The organism is Aeromonas sp. Y318-1 (assembly GCF_027706125.1).
Classification (GTDB): domain Bacteria; phylum Pseudomonadota; class Gammaproteobacteria; order Enterobacterales; family Aeromonadaceae; genus Aeromonas; species Aeromonas hydrophila.
The window spans coordinates 377,791-395,214 of sequence record NZ_JAPDCM010000003.1 but is presented as its reverse complement, the minus strand read 5'-3'; the positions used below and the strand labels follow the sequence as shown (position 1 = coordinate 395,214).

Annotated in this window: 15 protein-coding genes; all 15 read left to right on the top strand. The window is 62.5% G+C overall.

The annotated features are described in order from the left end of the window. Positions 1 to 70: 70 nt before the first annotated feature. The 15 genes from mshB (at position 71) to OKB87_RS06620 (ending at position 17,424) form a co-directional block, all read left to right on the top strand. Positions 71 to 742 (top strand): MSHA fimbrial major subunit MshB, encoded by a 672-nt coding sequence (gene mshB / locus OKB87_RS06690; RefSeq protein WP_017408812.1) that lies wholly within the window; start codon positions 71 to 73, stop codon positions 740 to 742. A 14-nt stretch (positions 743 to 756) separates the two neighbouring features. Next, complete coding sequence (locus tag OKB87_RS06685; RefSeq protein ID WP_270826902.1) at positions 757 to 1,188, top strand: prepilin-type N-terminal cleavage/methylation domain-containing protein; 432 nt, start codon at positions 757 to 759, stop codon at positions 1,186 to 1,188. 59 nt (positions 1,189 to 1,247) lie between these two features. After that, entirely contained in the window at positions 1,248 to 1,751 is a 504-nt protein-coding gene (locus tag OKB87_RS06680; RefSeq protein ID WP_270826901.1) for a pilus assembly FimT family protein, read from the top strand. Next, positions 1,738 to 2,307 (top strand): prepilin-type N-terminal cleavage/methylation domain-containing protein, encoded by a 570-nt coding sequence (locus OKB87_RS06675; RefSeq protein ID WP_270826899.1) that lies wholly within the window; start codon positions 1,738 to 1,740, stop codon positions 2,305 to 2,307. Before OKB87_RS06680 ends, OKB87_RS06675 begins: the two co-directional genes overlap by 14 nt. Further along, a complete protein-coding gene (locus OKB87_RS06670) occupies positions 2,307 to 3,179 on the top strand; it encodes a PilW family protein (protein ID WP_270826898.1) in 873 nt (290 codons plus the stop codon). The genes OKB87_RS06675 and OKB87_RS06670 overlap by 1 nt, the downstream gene beginning before the upstream one ends. A gap of 13 nt (positions 3,180 to 3,192) precedes the next feature. Continuing rightward, on the top strand, positions 3,193 to 3,633 hold the full coding sequence (locus OKB87_RS06665) for an MSHA biogenesis protein MshP (protein WP_270826897.1): 441 nt from the start codon (positions 3,193 to 3,195) through the stop codon (positions 3,631 to 3,633). Beyond that, a complete protein-coding gene (locus OKB87_RS06660; RefSeq protein ID WP_270826896.1) occupies positions 3,630 to 7,361 on the top strand; it encodes a DUF6701 domain-containing protein in 3,732 nt (1,243 codons plus the stop codon). Before OKB87_RS06665 ends, OKB87_RS06660 begins: the two co-directional genes overlap by 4 nt. Positions 7,362 to 7,565: 204 nt before the next feature. Further along, positions 7,566 to 8,606, top strand: a complete 1,041-nt coding sequence (locus OKB87_RS06655) for a rod shape-determining protein (RefSeq protein WP_005308111.1) — start codon at positions 7,566 to 7,568, stop codon at positions 8,604 to 8,606. Between the two features lie 42 nt (positions 8,607 to 8,648). Beyond that, positions 8,649 to 9,554: a rod shape-determining protein MreC gene (mreC, locus tag OKB87_RS06650; protein WP_011704376.1), complete on the top strand. Its 906-nt coding sequence runs from the start codon at positions 8,649 to 8,651 to the stop codon at positions 9,552 to 9,554. Beyond that, on the top strand, positions 9,554 to 10,039 hold the full coding sequence (mreD, locus tag OKB87_RS06645; protein ID WP_005308115.1) for a rod shape-determining protein MreD: 486 nt from the start codon (positions 9,554 to 9,556) through the stop codon (positions 10,037 to 10,039). Before mreC ends, mreD begins: the two co-directional genes overlap by 1 nt. Positions 10,040 to 10,090: 51 nt before the next feature. Beyond that, positions 10,091 to 10,678 (top strand): Maf family protein, encoded by a 588-nt coding sequence (locus tag OKB87_RS06640; RefSeq protein WP_257703271.1) that lies wholly within the window; start codon positions 10,091 to 10,093, stop codon positions 10,676 to 10,678. 186 nt (positions 10,679 to 10,864) lie between these two features. After that, positions 10,865 to 12,334: a ribonuclease G gene (gene rng / locus OKB87_RS06635; protein WP_011704378.1), complete on the top strand. Its 1,470-nt coding sequence runs from the start codon at positions 10,865 to 10,867 to the stop codon at positions 12,332 to 12,334. Continuing rightward, complete coding sequence (locus tag OKB87_RS06630; protein ID WP_270826895.1) at positions 12,335 to 16,234, top strand: YhdP family protein; 3,900 nt, start codon at positions 12,335 to 12,337, stop codon at positions 16,232 to 16,234. A gap of 34 nt (positions 16,235 to 16,268) precedes the next feature. Then, positions 16,269 to 16,589, top strand: coding sequence for a Dabb family protein (locus OKB87_RS06625; protein WP_019839987.1), 321 nt, complete (start codon positions 16,269 to 16,271; stop codon positions 16,587 to 16,589). A gap of 28 nt (positions 16,590 to 16,617) precedes the next feature. Beyond that, on the top strand, positions 16,618 to 17,424 hold the full coding sequence (locus OKB87_RS06620; protein ID WP_270826894.1) for a carbon-nitrogen hydrolase family protein: 807 nt from the start codon (positions 16,618 to 16,620) through the stop codon (positions 17,422 to 17,424).

The window sequence follows — 17,424 nt, the reverse complement described above, 5'->3', positions numbered from 1 at the left end:
TTTTTTTGCGATTCAGCTAAATGATTTTTTTATATCTGCATGAAATAATGCGGGTTATTACGGAGGGTCCATGACAACAACGCGACTGGTACCAAGATATTCCGGTGTGGCGAGTCCCCATCGGGCGGCGGGTTTCTCGTTGATTGAGCTGGTGATCGTCATCGTCATCTTGGGGATCCTGGCGGTCACCGCCTTGCCCCGCTTTCTCGATGTCACGGACGAAGCCAAGAAAGCCAGTGTGGAGGGGGTCTCCGGCGGGTTTGCCACCGGCGTGTCGCTGGTGCGGGCTCAATGGGAGGCCGAAGGGCGCGCCAAGCAGGACAGCCTCAATACCGTGCTCTATGACGGTTCACGCTTTTATCTGACCACGCCGACCGACACCCAGGTCAGCAACGGCGAGCTGTCGCCCGGCTATCCCATGGATACCTCGGCCGGTGGCGGCATCGACGTGGATCCGGCCAACCTGACGGCCCCGCGCTGTCTCAAGATTTGGGAGGGTCTGCTGCAGAACCCGCCCAAGGCTACCGCCAGCTTCAGCGAGGTGCGTGGTAGCGGCAATGACCTGAAATACTATGTCAGTGTGACCAATAACGGCCTGGACTCGGTCTGCCGCTACTATCTGGTCAATAGTTTGAGTAAGGGTAGTGATGGCAAGTATCAGGATCCGCAAGGCAGTACTGATGCATTCATGAGTTTCAGTTACCGTCCGGCTTCCGGTCAGGTGACCACCAATATCAATTGACAGAGGAAAGTAATATGAAAAAACAGGCGGGTTTTACCCTGATCGAACTGGTCATCGTGATCATCATTCTGGGTATCCTGGCAGTGACCGCTGCTCCCAAGTTCCTGAATCTGCAGGATGATGCCCGCAAGGCTGCTGCTGATGGGGTTAAGGCATCCTTGCAAAGTGCGGCCAACCTGGTTTACAGCAAAGCTGCAATTCAGGGTATCGAAAAGTCTTCTGCTGCTGTATCTGTTGCGGGAACTACTGTTAAGGCTAAGTTTGGCTATCCGACAGCAGATACCATTGCAAGCGTAGTTACCTTAGATGGATGGGATGAAGTATCTGCATCCAAAGGGACCTTCAAGCCTGCTGCTGCAGGCAATAATGCTAATTGCCAAGTCAAATACAATGAGGCATCAGAGAGTGATCCCTTTAGTGTTGATGTCAGTGGTTGTGGTAACTGATTGTTTGATAAAGCGAGGCTTCGGCCTCGCTTTATCTTTTTTCCCTGATGAGAAATCCCATGACTGCAACCAAGGGCTTTACCTTGATTGAACTGGTTATCGTGATCCTGTTGCTAGGGATTCTGGCCGCCTTTGCCGTGCCCAAATTGCTGGGCAAAGGCGGCTTTGAAACCCAAACCCTTCGTGATGAGCTGCTGACCCGGCTGCGGCTGGTGCAGACCATCAACATGCATGAACCCGTCGACCGCTGTACCCAGCTGGTGGTGGAGGCTTCCCGGTTTGCCCATATCACGCTGGCGGTTACCGGTGCGGCATGCCCAGTTCCCGGCCCCATGACCGGCTGGAGCGACAATCAGCGCACCCGTGGCCGCCCGGTCACGCCTTCTGCCGGTATGATTATCTCTCTTAATAACAACAGCAGCTTTGTAATCCGGTTTGATCAATTAGGGCGGCCACTGGGGGATTGCCCCACAGTAACTGGATGCACACTGCAAGTGAGCGATGGTCAAGAGACGGGGGCAATCAGGATCGAGTCAGAGGGCTATATCCATGAGAGCCCCTGAGCGCGGTTTTACCCTGATCGAGCTGATCGTCGGCATAGTGCTGCTGGCGGTGGCTCTGACCGGCATCCTGGGGCTGTTGATCAATCAGGCTCCCCAGGCGGTGGATCCGGTGCAGCAGGTGCGGGCCGCCCAGCTGGCCCAGCGGATTTTGAACGAGGTGCTGCAAAAATCCTTCGATGAACACTCGGATCACAATGGCGGCCGTTTTCGCTGCGGCGAGACCGTAGGTACGCCTCCCGTGATCTATCCCGCCTGCACCCCCGGCGCCGATTACGGTCCGGATGGCGGTGAGACCCGCCCCTACGCCTTCAGCGACGTGGATGATTTCGATACCGCAGGCAACTGGGTGGACGCCAACCAGTTTACCCAGACGAATGCCGAGGGCGTCAGCGATCAGGAATATCGCCATTATCAGGTCAGGATCGCCGTTACCCCGGATACCCTGTTCGGCAGCCCGGGCCTGGGGGCCGAATCCATCGGCAAGCGCGTCGGCCTGACCGTGCGGCTGCCGGATGGGGGCGAGCTGGCCTTTGCCCTCTATCGGGGGAACTACTGATGGACAAGCCGCATTCCCGGTATGCCGCGTCCGATGACGCAGTTGTTACCACACCCCGTCACCGCGTCCGATTAGGCTTCGCTAATCGAACCTGCGCCCAACCTGGGCGAGGACGGGGCTTCACCCTGGTGGAGCTGGTGATGGTGATCCTGCTGCTCGGGGTCATGGCCACCTTCTCCAGCCAGTTTATCGGCATCGGCACCCAGATTTACGGGGATGCCAGCCGCCGGGAGCAGTTGATGAGTGATGCCCGCTTCGCCATAGAGCGGCTTAACCGCGAGCTGCGCGATGCGGTGCCGGGCTCGGTGCGCATCGAGGATGAGGCGGGTAATCCTCTGGATCAGGGGGCCTGTTTGCGCTTCTGGCCCATCGCCACCGCCAGCCGTTATCTGGGCTCCGCGGCCAGCGCCGGGCTCACCATAGTGGTGCCGGACGAGCGGCCACGGGATAAGGACCTGGCCATCGTCTATCCCCTTGCCGATCCGGCTCTCACCCTGGCCGAGGGCTGTCTTCATGGCAAGTGCGTGGCCAGGGTTATTTCGGTGGGGAACCCGGTCTCGGGAGCCTTGTCGCTGACGGTGGATGGCTCCTTCGCCAGGGAGTCACCGGGGCAGCGAATCTATTTTTCCCGTCAGCAGGTGCGTTACTGCGTGACGAATGCCGTCCTGACCCGGGCCAGCGCCGCCATAGGCACTGACTTCCACGGGATCACGCCGGCACTGATGGCCGAGCATATCCGCCCTGCGCCCTATTACTTCTACCTTGAGCCTGCCGCCTTCAGCCAGAACGAGGTGGGGCTGCGGCTGGAGCTTGAGCAGCGCGGCGAGCGCGTCCTCTTCAGCCACAAGCTGGAGACGCTCAATGTACCCTAGGCCTCCCCGCACAATGGCGCCCCAGCGTGGCAGCGCCATTATGGTCGCCCTCTTCGTCATCGTCATCATGGCCCTGCTGGCGGCTGCCATGGGTCGCTTCCTAGTGGACAGCGGCGATAAGCACACGGTGGAGGTGCGCGGCGTGCGTGCCCTGATGGCGGCTCAAAGCGGGCTCGAAGTTGCACTGTACCGGCTCTATCCCAATGGGGAATGGCAGGGGCAAGCCAGCCGGTGCGCGCCCATCGAGCTCGACTTCACCGAGCCCGGACTTGCCGAGTGTCAGGCCAGCATCACCTGCAACAAGGTGGCGGTGAGTGCGGCCGGCGGGACCCAGACAGGCTACAGATTCCGCAGCGAAGGGCGTTGTGGCAGCCCGAGTCAGAGCGGCGCCAACCCGGACTTTGCCGTCAGCCGCACCTTGGTGGCGGAAGCCTTTGACGGAGTGAATCCATGAGACTTTGGTTGCTGGTCTTAACAATGCTCTCTGGCATGGCTCATGGGTTTGAAACTGTCGACACTGACACCTATTTCCCGGCTGTGGTTCAGGGTCACCGCGGTAATAACAACGCGGTCTGTACTGGTCAGGATGCTGCCAAGCTGACCCAGAACAACCAGGCGAAAATAACGGGCACAGCAGGTGCTGCATTGAATTTCTGCGACTCGAATCAGGGTTCCGGCATGCCATTGGATGGTTGTGACAACGCCAATGGTTCTCGCCGGCTTTGCTCCATCAGCGGCAGCTCCATCCGAGGGATGTCTACGTCGGGCGCTAACAGCTTCCTGAGCAGTTCCGGCGGCGATGGTAGCCTAGGGTACTGTAACGCGGGACAACAGTTGACCATGGGTAGCGCCAGCCAATATCAGTTCGGTGCGATCAGTCTCTACAGCGCTTGTACCCTGACATTCTCCTCTGCCCGCAATGAATATCGGATTGAAAGCCTTGCCATAGGGGGAGGGGCCAAGGTCATTCTGCCCGCCGGGGACTACTGGATTGGCAGCTTGACTATCAACCAGGGAGGGGTGATCGAAACACAGGGCGCCGTGCGCATTTTTGTAAATGAGCAAGCCGCTTTGAACGATGGACGTCTCAATCCGGACAACCTGGGGTCAGTGTTGTTGTTTGGTTATGCAGATATCAATTTGAATGGGAGTAGTCTTATCAATGGATTGGTGTATTCGGATAAGACTCTGAACATGAATGGCTCCAGCATCATCAACGGCAGAACAACCAGCCGATCCCTGTTCATGACTGGCTCCACAGCGATCAATGACAAGGCCCCTCCCGTACCGCTCGCCTGCTTCAGCGACGACTTCTCCGCTAGCTCCCTCAGCAACAACTGGGTGGTGGCCCGCAGCAGTGGCAACTTTACCCCCGCCATCGTCAATGGTCGTCTGGGGATGACCCAGGCCAGCACCAAACAATCCACCTCGGCCACCTATCAGCGGCTCTTCCCCGCCGCCAACAACCTGGTAACCATCGAATTCGACCAGTATGCCCACAGCGGCAACGGGGCGGACGGCATGGCGGTGGTGCTCTCCGACGCCAGGGTGACCCCCCAGCCCGGCGCCTTCGGTGGGCCCCTCGGCTATGGCTTCAAGACCGGGGTCAACGGCTTTGCCGGCGGCTGGCTCGGGGTGGGGATCGACGAGTACGGCAACTTCTCCGGCGAAGGGGGAACGATCAACAAGGGGCGGCGCCAGCAGTCCGTGGCGGTGCGCGGCTCGGGCTCCGGCACCAACGGCTACAACTACCTCAAAGGCACTTGCAACGATGGCAGCAGCAACACCACGGGCAACTGCCTCTCGCCGACCGTGGACAGTGGCTCGGACAGCAATCGCCCCCATCGCTATCGCCTGACCATAGATTCGCGCATCAGCGGCCAGTCCCTGGTCAAGGTGGAGCGCAACACCGGCAGTGGCTACAGCACCCTGATCGACAGCTTCAATGCCGCCGCCCAGAGCGGCCAGGTGGCGATCCCGGAGAACCTCCTGCTGTCGCTGACGGGGTCCACCGGGGATCTCACCAATGCCCACCAGATCGACAACGTCCAGATCTGTGCCCTCAACTCCAGCCCGGTGGGCACTCAGATCGATCACTTCGAGTTCGATCACAGCGGCAATGCCCTGACCTGCAACCCGGAGACCCTCACCATCCGCGCCTGTGCCAACGCCAGTTGCAGCACACTGGTCACGGGCCCGGTAAGCGCCGTCCTGACCCCCCTCAAGAGTGGCAGCAACGGTTGGGTAGCCGGCAGCCAGGTGAGCTACAGCGGCAACACCGCTACCGTGACCTTCAGCGGCGGCACCACCAAATTGCAGCTTCGCAACAATCTGGCGAGCGCCATGACGGTGGGGGTGAGTGGCTCGACGCCTTCCACCAAACCCCTGAGCACCACCCTGTGCCGCGCCGGCAGCGGCGCCCTGAGCGCCGCCGCCTGTACCTTGAGCTTTGCCGACAGCGGCTTCGTGTTCGATGTGCTGGATACCCTGGCCAACAGGCCACAACAGGTGGTGATGAAAGCGGTCAAGAAAGACGACGCCAGCCAGCAGTGCGTGCCGAGTTTTGCCAGCGTAAGCAAACCCGTCAGCTTCTGGAGCGACTATGTCAGCCCGGCGAGCAACGCCTTCGGCAGCAAGGTGACCGTCAATGGCAGTGTAATCGCCACCTCGCAAGGGGCGGCCACCACCAGCAACCTGAGCTTCGATACCAATGGTGAGACCACTTTTACCGTGAATTACCCGGATGCGGGCCAGATGCGGCTCAATGCCCGCCATGATGGCAGCGGCGACAGCGCGGGTCTGGTGATGACGGGGTCGGATCGATTCGTCAGCAGTCCGGTCGGGCTTTGCATCACGCCTGCCCAAGGGGCCTGTGCGGCAGGGGATGCCAGTTGTCCGGTGTTCAAGAAGACCGGTGAGGCGTTCCAGCTGAATATCAAAGGGGTGGCCTGGCAAGCGGACGATGACAAAGACTTGTGCGGCGGCAATCTGGCAACCCCCAACTTCGTGCTGGCCAATATTGCGCTGGGCAGCGAGCTGGTGGCACCCAAACCCGGTGTCGAGGCAGTTGTCGGCACGGCTAGTTATGACCACTCCAACGCGAAAGGCAGCAACAACCTCAACTCCGTCGGCCAATCGGTCAACGAGGTCGGGGTGTTCCGGATGACGGCGACTCCACCGGAAGCAGGTTATTTCAACTACACCATACCTCCCGCTGTCAGCGTACCTGTGGGACGTTTTATTCCGGTGGACTTCAACCTGGTGAGTGGCAACATAGTCCCCGCCTGCGATGAGTTTTCCTATATGGGGCAGCCCTTCCTGACGGAGTTGCACATCCAGGCCCGTAATCAGTTTGGCGAGACAGCCCGAAACTATCGAGAGGACTTCGCCAAGGGGAATGCCTATCTGACGACGGCCAACAACAGAGACGGGGAGTCGCTTTCTGCCCGGCTGCGCAGTCTGGGGCCGCTGCCCTGGGTGGAAGGGGAGGCCGACTTCAACGGGCCAACCGAGTTTGCTCGCCGTTCCGATGATCAGCCGGACGGTCCCTACCGCGCCCTGTTGTTTGGCCTCTATATGCAGGACAACGATGGTGAGCAGACCCTGATCGCCAATCCAGACTTCAATGACGGGCAGCCTGGGTCATGCAGTGGCGTCAGCTGCAATGCCAGGCTCATCGATGAGGTGCCCATGGTGGCGTACTTCGGCCGGGTGCAGGCAGGCACACGTCAAGGGATCGCTACGGCCTGGCTGGCGGTGCCGCTGCAACTGCAGTATCACGAGGCGGACACCTGGCATGCCATGGGAACAGATCAATGTACCCGGCTCTCCTTGCAAGATGGGGGCATGGAGTTCACCGATGGCAGCCAGTATTTCGATGAGGGAAGTGGCGATCTGGTGCTGGATGGCAACACCCGGATCAGGCTCGGTTTTGGTCCGGTCGCCCCCGGCGCCATGGTGGAGAGAGCGAAGGATGGTGTTATCACCTTGCAGTTTGCTGCTCCAGGCAGGACAGTGCGCATTCCTTTCCGGATCGATCTGAGCAAGCAACCTGAGTCAGAACTACAATCTGGACGGCGACCGCTCTGGCTTTCGGACCCTGACAGTCTGGATGGCATGGCGATTTTCGGCTCCAGCCGGGGTAATGACAGAATTATTTATCGGCGCGAAGTGATGCACTGAGCGGGGAGTTGGGGCGGATCAGTCAACTTCGCCCCCCTATCCCCTTGTTTATTAGCGTTTGTCGGCTTGTGCGGGTGAGTGATGACTCGCATTTTTGTCGCGCCCGATGGGTTGGCGACAGTTTGAGCGCTTGCCGATTGGGGTGGGCATTGGTAAAGTTAGCCGGTTTTCTGCACCTCCAAATTCTTAGGATTTCCCGTAGCCATGTTCAAAAAGCTCAGAGGCGTCTTTTCCAACGATCTGTCGATCGACTTGGGAACTGCCAACACCCTGATCTATGTAAAAGATCAAGGGATCGTCCTTAACGAACCCTCAGTTGTCGCCATTCGCCAAGAGCGCGGGAACGCCAAATCGGTCGCTGCCGTCGGCCATGCCGCCAAGCAGATGCTGGGTCGTACCCCTGGTAACATCTCCGCCATTCGCCCGATGAAAGACGGCGTGATCGCCGATTTCTACGTGACCGAGAAGATGCTGCAGCACTTCATCAAGCAGGTTCACGACAACAACTATTTCCGCCCCAGCCCGCGTGTGCTGGTGTGTGTACCGTGTGGCTCCACTCAGGTTGAGCGTCGCGCCATCAAGGAATCCGCTCTGGGTGCCGGTGCCCGCGAGGTCTACCTGATCGACGAGCCTATGGCTGCCGCCATCGGTGCCGGCCTGCCGGTCTCCGAAGCGACCGGTTCCATGGTGGTTGATATCGGTGGTGGGACCACCGAAGTGGCCATCATCTCCCTGAACGGTGTGGTTTACTCCCAGTCCGTCCGTATCGGCGGCGACAAGTTCGATGAAGCCATCATCAGCTACGTGCGTCGCAACTACGGCAGCCTGATCGGTGAAGCTACTGCCGAGCGCATCAAGCACGAGATCGGCTCCGCCTACCCGGGCGAAGAGGTGCGCGAGATCGAAGTGCGTGGTCGCAACCTGGCTGAAGGTGTGCCGCGCAGCTTCACCCTCAACTCCAACGAGATCCTGGAAGCGCTGCAAGAGCCGCTGTCCGGTATCGTCTCCGCCGTGATGGTGGCGCTGGAGCAGTCTCCGCCCGAGCTGGCCTCCGACATCTCCGAGCGCGGCATGGTGCTGACCGGTGGTGGTGCCCTGCTGAAAGATATCGACCGTCTGCTGATGGAAGAGACCGGTATCCCGGTGGTGGTTGCCGAAGATCCGCTGACTTGCGTGGCCCGTGGTGGCGGCAAGGCACTGGAGCTGATCGATATGCACGGTGGCGATCTGTTCCACTACGAATAAGACCCAAAGCCGGCCAGCGTGCCGGCTCTTTTTTGACGACCCATGAAACCCATTTTTGGTAGAGGCCCTTCGCTTCAGTTACGGTTGTTTCTCGCCGTCATCATCTCCATTGCTGCCATCGTAGCGGACTCCCGCTTCGGTGTGTTCAGCCACGTCCGCGTCTACCTCAGTTCGCTTGTCAGTCCGCTGCAATACATGGCCAATGCGCCGGGTATTATGCTCGATACCATGTCGACCCAGGTGCAGACCCGGGCCGGCCTCATCGAGCAGACCAAGCAGCAGGAACAACAGCTGTTCACCCTGCGCTCACGCCTGCTCAAGATGGATCATCTGGAGCACGAGAACCAGCGCCTGCGCGAGCTGCTGGGTTCGCCGGTGCACAAGGAGTCCCGCAAGATGGTGGCCGAACTGCTGTCGGTGGATTCCGACCCCTTCAGCCATCAGGTGCTGATCAACAAGGGGGCGCTGGACGGTGTCTACAACGGCCAGCCGGTGATCAACGATCAGGGGGTGATCGGTCAGGTGCTGCACGTGGGGTCCACCACCAGCCGCGTCCTGCTGATCACCGACTCCAGCCACGGCATCCCGGTGCGGGTGCTACGCAACGACTTGCGCGCCATTGCCTCCGGCAGCGGCGAGCTCGACAAGCTGGAGCTGCGCAACCTGCCGCGCAACACCGACGTGCAGGTCGGCGATCTGCTGGTCACCTCGGGCCTCGGCGGCCGCTTCCCGGAAGGTTATCCGGTGGCGACCGTGACCCGCTCCGACTATGTGGAGGGCAAGCCCTTCGCCCAGGTCGAGGCCAAGCCGCTGGTGGCGCTGGACCGCTTGCGCTATCTGCTGCTGCTGTGGACCGACAAGAAACCGGAAGTGCATGACGATGAAGAGGCGCCGACCCCTGCGGCAGCCCCGGCTGCGGCGCCTTCGGCTGCGGGAGCGACGCGCTGATGTTGCAACCCGCCAGCGGCAGGATCTGGATCTGGATCTCGATCCTGCTGGCCCTTAGTCTGTCGATCCTGCCGCTTCCTTTCCAACTCGAACCCTTCCGGCCGGACTGGCTCGCCATGGTGCTCATCTACTGGGCGCTGGCGCTGCCACACCGGACCAACGTCGGCACCGCCTGGGTGGCGGGCCTGCTGCTGGACGTGCTGCTCGGCAGCACCCTCGGCGTGCGGGCCATGGCGATGGCCATCACCACCTATCTGGCGGCGTTCCAGTTCCAGAAGATCCGCAACTTCTCCCTCTGGCAACAGGCGCTGATCATCGGCTGCCTCTCGCTGGTGGGCAAGGTGACCATCTTCTGGGCCGAGCACCTGTTCAGCCGCGCCAGCCTCAATTTCGCCTACTTTTGGTCGACCCTGAGCACGATGCTAATATGGCCCTGGGTTTTCCTGGTCTTGCGCAAGGTGCGCCGGCGCTTCAATATCAAGTGAATATGAGTAAAAACAACTCATTGTAACCGTACCCTGGCTCGCGAAGTGATTATGAACAAGCACAACGAACTGCAACTCTATCTCGCCTCGGGCTCGCCCCGCCGTCACGAACTGCTGACCCAGCTGGGCTACCGCTTCGAGGTACTCAAGCTGGATGTGCCGGAACAGCGGGAAGAGGGCGAGAAGCCCCAGGACTATGTCTGCCGGCTGGCCCGCGACAAGGCTATGGCCGGCGTGGCCGCCGCGCCCACGGCGCTGCCGGTGCTGGGCGCCGACACCATAGTGGTGCTGGGTGACCGGGTGCTGGAGAAGCCGTCCGACCTGCTCGACGCCAAGGACATGCTGGAGGCGCTCTCCGGCAAGGTGCATCAGGTGATGACGGCGGTGGCGCTGGCCACCCCGGAGCGCTGCGACGTGCGGCTGGTCACCACCAACGTGGCGTTTCGCAAGCTGGACGAGGCCGAGATTGAGGCTTACTGGCGTACCGGTGAGCCCTGTGACAAGGCCGGTGCCTATGCGATTCAAGGCATTGCCGGCAAGTTCGTTAGCCGCATCGAGGGGAGCTACAGCGCCGTGGTCGGCCTGCCCCTGCTGGAAACCGATCTGCTGATCAAGCATCATCTGGAACAGTCCCGGTAATCCAACCGCTGCCTTGTTGCGCAGGGCCGGTTCCGCGAACCGCTCGCAGCAAGGCGATCAGAATTTGAAGCCATCACAGGCAAGGCATAGGTCGGTGAGATGCACCGGCTGTTTCTTACTGCGTTACTCACCGGGCACGTGCCGGTTTGGCTGCCAGAATTTAAAACTAGAAAGGCAAGGTAACTTATGTCGGTAGAACTGCTGGTAAACGTCACCCCCTCCGAAACCCGGGTTGCCCTGGTCGAAAACGGTCTGCTGCAGGAAGTGCACGTGGAGCGTCAGGCCAAGCGCGGCATCGTGGGCAACATCTACAAAGGCAAGATCAGCCGGGTGCTGCCCGGCATGCAGGCGGCTTTCGTCGATATCGGCATGGACAAGGCGGCCTTCCTGCACGCCTCTGACATAGTGCCGCACACCGAGTGCGTGGCGGTGAAGGAGAAGGAGCAGTTCCAGGCCGGCAATATCGCCGAGCTGGTGCGCCAGGGGCAGGACATCATGGTGCAGGTGGTGAAAGATCCGCTGGGCACCAAGGGCGCCCGCCTCACCACCGACATCACCCTGCCGTCCCGCTATCTGGTGTTCATGCCTGGCAGTGCCCACGTCGGCGTCTCCCAGCGCATCGAGTCCGAGGCGGAGCGCGAGCGCCTCAAGCGCACCGTAGCCGGCTATGTGGACGAGCTGGGTGGCTACATCATCCGCACCGCCGCCGAAGGGGTGGGCGAGCAGGAGCTGGAGCAGGATGCCGCTTTCTTGAAGCGCCTGTGGCGCAAGATCCTGGAGCGCAAGCAGAAGTACCCCCCCTGCAAGATCCTCTACGAGGATCCCAGCCTGGCCTTTCGGGTGGTGCGCGACTTCGTCGGGGCCGAGCTCGACAAGATCCGGGTCGATTCGCGCCAGAGCTTCGATCAGCTCAAGCGCTTCACCGAGGAGTATGTGCCTGAGCTGGCGAACAAGCTGGAGTACTACTCCGGCGAGTCGCCCATCTTCGATCTCTACGACGTGGAGAACGAGATTCAGCGCGCACTGGAGCGCAAGGTGGAGCTCAAATCCGGCGGCTACCTCATCATCGACCAGACCGAAGCCATGACCACGGTGGACATCAACACCGGGGCCTTCGTCGGCCATCGCAACCTGGAAGAGACCATCTTCAACACCAACGTCGAGGCGACGGCGGCCATCGCCCGCCACCTGCGCCTGCGCAACCTCGGCGGCATCATCATCATCGACTTCATCGACATGCAGTCCGAGGATCACCGCCGGCGGGTGCTGCACAGCCTGGAGCAGGCGCTGTCAAAGGATCGTGCCAAGACCAACGTCAACGGCTTCTCCCAGCTCGGCCTGGTGGAGATGACCCGCAAGCGCACCCGCGAGAGCCTGGAGCACGTGCTCTGCTCCGAGTGTCCCGAGTGCAAGGGGCGCGGTCGGGTCAAGACGGTGGAGTCGGTCTGCTTCGAGATCCTGCGGGAGATCATCCGGGTCAACCGGGCCTACGACGCGGATCAGTTCACCGTCTACGCCGCCCCGGCGGTGGCCGACTACCTGCGGGGCGAGGAGTCCCACAGCCTGGCCGAACTGGAAGTGTTCATCGGCAAGCAGGTCAGGGTGGTCAGCGAGCCCCTCTGCGGGCAGGAGCAATTCGACGTGGTGATGATGTAATTGGTCTATCGCTGGCTGAGTCGGGGCTGGTTGGCCCTCGGGGTCTTCTTCGTGCTGCTGGCCATCCTGGTCAGCCTGGTGCGCTTTGGCGGTCCCTTGCTCAATCAGCACCGTCAGGCGCTGCTCAATACCCTGCTGGCCGACAGCAAGCTGGAGGCCAGCGTCGATCGCATCGGGCTGGACTGGACCCAGCGCGGCCCGGCCCTCGAGCTGCAGCAACTGGTGATCGCGCCGAACTCGGGCCGCTTCGCCCTGCGTCTTGGCAAGGTGTGGGCCCACCTCGACTTCTGGCGCTCCCTCAACGAACTCAAGCCGGTATTTGGCCAGCTGATCCTGAGCGATGGCGACATCGCGCTGGATCTGGGCCAGCCTGCGGAGCCGGAAACCGGCAACGGCAGCGACCAGCAGCAGGCCCTGCTGCGCTTTCTGCTGACCCAGCTATCCACCTTCGATATTCACGACACCCGCCTCAGCCTCACCACGGCGCTGGGGGAGGTGCGCGCCCTCGACATCGCCCAGCTGCGCTGGCAGAACCGCGGCAAGCGCCATCAGGGGGTCGGCAAGGCCTATCTCATCAATGGGGTGGGCGAGAGTACCCTCGATCTCATCGTCGACGTGGATGCCCCCCAGGTGCGGCTCGATCGGCTCAAGGGCCAGCTCTATCTGGGGGCCCGCCAGCTCGACATCAGCCCCATGCTGGCCCGCACCCACTCAGGGGAGCCCAAGGTGAGCGGCCAGCTCGACTTTCAGCTCTGGAGCGAGTTCAAGGCCGGTCAGCTGGGGGATTCGCTGCTGGCGTTTGGCGACAACTATCTGATCTGGCAGGATGAAAAACAGGGTGACCTGCACCGGCTCGGGCTGCAGGGGGGCAAGATCCAGCTGCGCCGGGACGGCAAGGAGTGGCAGTTTGCCAGCCATGACGTCACCTTCAAGCTCGACGGCAAGCCCTGGCTGCACAGCCGGTTGCAGCTCGAGCGGGTCGGCGATCGCATCCAGGGTTATGTACCGGCCATCGATCTGGACCAGATCGCCAACCTGAGCCAACTGGTGTCGGGGATCTATCCCGAGCTGACCGAGACCCTCAAGCGCACCCGCCCGACCGGCAAGATCCAGGATCTGATCCTGCAGGCGGATGCCGGCTGGCAGGGGCTCTCCGTCAGCGGCCAGCTGTCCCACATCCGGGTCAACGCCTGGCACGACGTGCCGGGCGTGCGCGACCTCAACGGCGAGTTCTGGCTCACCCCGACCGGCGGCAGCGCCCGGCTGCAACTGGCAAACGATGCCATAGACCCGGCCCGCCATTTCAAGGAGCCGATCCCCATCGATCGCTTCTCGGCGCGGCTCGACTGGTGGCAGGTACCGCAAGGCTGGGTGCTCTATGGCCAGGATCTGGTGCTGGACAACCCGGACTTGAGCCTCGCCAGCCGCTTTCGGCTCGATCTGTTCGAGCACCCCTTCCTCGCCCTGACCGGTCGCATCGACGTCAAGAACGCGGCCAACGCCGATCGTTACTATCCGCTGCAGGTGATGGACAAGAGCCTGGTGGATTACCTGAGCGGGGCCATCAAGGGGGGCAAGGCCAAGGGGGCTGACCTGCTCTGGTACGGCGAATTCCGCGACTTCCCCTACCGCAAGGGCGAGGGCATCTTCCAGGTGGCGGTGCCGCTGCAGCAGGCCTCCTACGAATTCTTCCCAGGTTGGCAACCGCTTACCGACCTGCAGATCGATCTGTTGTTCCAGAACGCCAGCCTCGACATGAACAGCCGCGCCACCCAGCTCGGCAAGGCCAGCTCCGACTCGGTGCACGCCTGGATCCCGGACCTCTATCCGGGTGCTCACCTCTACGTCGATGCCAAGGTTGAGGGCGAGGGCAAGGCCATCAGCGACTACCTGCAGGACTCGCCGCTCGGCGGCTCGGTCGGCCAGGCGCTGCGGGAGGTGGAGATCCGCGGCCCCATGAAGGGGTCGGTGAAGCTGGATATTCCGCTGGATGGCGAGAGCGAGGTCAAGGCCAGCGGCGACGCCCTGTTCAGCAACAACAAGGTACGGGTGACCAGCCTGGATCTGCCGCTGGAGCAGGTGCAGGGGCGGCTCGAGTATGACAACGAGCAGACCCGCTTCAGCAACCTCAAGGCGAGCCTGTGGAACCAGCCGCTCACCCTCGACTATCAGGGCCGCCAGCAGCCCAATCGCTATCAGGTCGATCTCAAGTTCAAGGGGCAGTGGGACAGCCGCCGCCAGCGGCAGGACATCCCGGCACTGGACATACTCAAAGGGCGCGGCAACTGGGCCGGCAGCCTGGGGCTGACCCTGCCAAGCGATCAGCCGTTCAGCTTTCAGCTAGCGCTCGACTCCAACCTGCAGGGCATGGGACTGGATCTGCCCGCGCCGCTCGCCAAGGCGGCCGGCAGCCGGCTGCCGCTCAAGGTGACCGCCCGTGGTCGCGACGGCAGTGCCGACATCCGCGCCGTGCTCGGGGCCGACGTGGATATGCAGAGCCGGCTGGTGTACGGCGACGGCGTGCCCTACCTCAGCCGGGTGCGGGTGGATGTGGGGCAGCCCGGTGCCCGGGTGCTGCGCGACCGGCCCATGCTGCTCGCCATCAACCAGCAGCAGGCTGACGTGGCCGGCTGGCTGGCCCGTCTCAAGCAGTGGCTACCGGCCAGCACGGCGCCGAGCGGCAATGCGGTGGTGGGGCCCTCTTTCTTGCCGCAGGAGTGGTGGGTGGACGGCCGCCTGGCCCGCGCCGACATCGGCAGCGCCAACCTCAAGGCGGTGCACTTCACCGTGGGGCCGGTCAATCAGGCCACCGAGGTGATGATCGACAGCCCGGACGTGATGGGGGTGGTGCGCCTGCCGGTGTCCGAGCGTCAGCCCATCGACGCCAAATTTGCCCGCATCCACTGGTCCGGCAAGAGTTCGGATCTGAGCCCGGATCCCGATGCCAGACAGGACAGAGCCATCATGGATGCCATTCCCTGGCTCACCTTCAGCTGCGTGGACTGCCGCTTCGGCGAATTGCCGCTGGGCGAGGTGAAGGGAGAGCTGATCCCGGGGGCCGACAAGCTGAGCCTCAAGGGGCTGGAGATGCGGCTGGCGGGCAGCCAGCTGAACGGCAGTGCCGAGTGGCTGGCCGGAGCGGACGGCATGCAGACCCGCGCCCGCGCCCACATCAGCAGCAACAACAGCGAGCTGCTGCTCAAGCGGCTCGGCTACACCTCGCCCATCGGCGATGCGCCCGGCAAGATGGCGCTGGATCTGAGCTGGCGCGACGTACCCTACCGGCCGAACGTGGCGACCCTGAGCGGCACTGCAGACTACCAGCTGGAAGGTGGCACCCTGCGCGAGGTCAACGACAAGGGGGCGCGACTGCTCTCCCTGCTCAGCCTGGATTCATTGCTGCGCAAGCTGCGCCTCGATTTTCGCGACGTGTTCGACAAGGGCTTCTACTTCGAGTCCATGTCGGCCTCCGCCAAGATCAAGCAGGGGGTGGTGGACAACCGCGACTTCTACATGAAGGGGGCGGCCGGCAACCTGCGTGGCGAGGGCATCGCCGATCTGGTGCGCTGGCGGCTCGACTACGAGCTGAGCTTCTCCCCCAACCTGGGCGGCACCCTGCCGGTGGTGGCGGCCTTCTCGCTGACCCCGATCACCGGGCTCTACGTGCTGGCGCTCTCCAAACTGCTGGAGCCGGTGGTGGACGTGGTCACCCGCATCGATTTTCGGGTCTCCGGCCCGCTCGACGATCCCAAGCTGATCGAGGCGGGGCGGGATCGGGCCCGCATCAAGCTCAACCAGCAGCAGAAGGAGGCGGTCGACGCGGTGGCCCCCAATCTGCCGACGCAGGAGGTGACCCCCTTCCTGCTGACCCCCAAACACGCGGGGCCCGCCCAGCGCTGAACGAGCGGCCCGGCACCATCACAAGGAGTGAGCCATGATCCGACATATCCTGCTGATCGCCTTCAAGCCGGGCACCCAGCCCGAACAGATAGACGCGGTGCGCGCCGCCTTTCTCGCCATCCCCCATCAGGTCAGCGGCGTGCTGGCGGTGGAGTGGGGGCGGGATGACAGCCCGGAGGGGCGGGCCGAGGGCTTCACCCACAGCGTGTTGATGACCTTTGCCGACGAGGCGGCCCGCCAGCGCTATCTGCCCCACCCGGATCACGATGCCCTCAAGGCCATCTTCCGCCCAGTGCTGGAACGTATCATAGTGCTGGATTACACCCTGCAGGCCGGCGATGCGGTCAGCATCTGACGGTGGCAACAACGACAAGGAGCGTCTCATGTGGTTAGCCGCAATACAGCTGGTATCGGGCCGCAACTGGCAGGATAACCGGGAGCAGATCGCCGCCGAGCTGGCCCTGCTGCCGAGTGAGCGGCCATTGCTGGTGCTACTGCCGGAGAATTTCGCCCTGTTTGGCGAGCGGCAGGGTTATCTGGACAGTGCCGAGACCATCGGTGAGGGCCCGATCCAGCAGCAACTGGCCGAATGGGCCCGTGATTACGGCATCTGGCTGGTGGCGGGGGCCATGCCGACCACCATCGCCGGTTCCGACCATATCCACACCAGTACCCTGGTGTTCGACCCCAGCGGCGAGCGCAAGGGCCACTACCACAAGATCCACCTGTTCGATGTGGACGTGGCGGACAACCACGGCCGCTACCGGGAGTCGGAAACCTTCAGCCCCGGCGAGGAGCCTGTGCTGGTGGACTCCCCGTTTGGTCCCCTCGGCCTCTCGATCTGTTATGATCTGCGCTTTCCCGAGTTGTACCGCCGGCTGGCCCGCGCCGGCGCCCGCGTGCTGCTGGTGCCTGCCGCCTTTACCGCCGTGACCGGCGAGGCGCACTGGGAGCCGCTGCTGCGGGCCCGCGCCATCGAGAACCAGTGTTACCTGGTGGCCGCCAATCAGGGCGGCACCCACGAGACGGGGCGCCAGACCTGGGGCCACAGCATGGTGATCGACCCCTGGGGGCGAGTGCTGGCCAGCCTGGACAGCGGGCGCGGCACCGTGCTGGCGCCGCTGGACCCCGGTCTTATCGACGAACTGCAACGCACCATGCCGGTGCTGGGCCATGCCCGTCTGCTATGA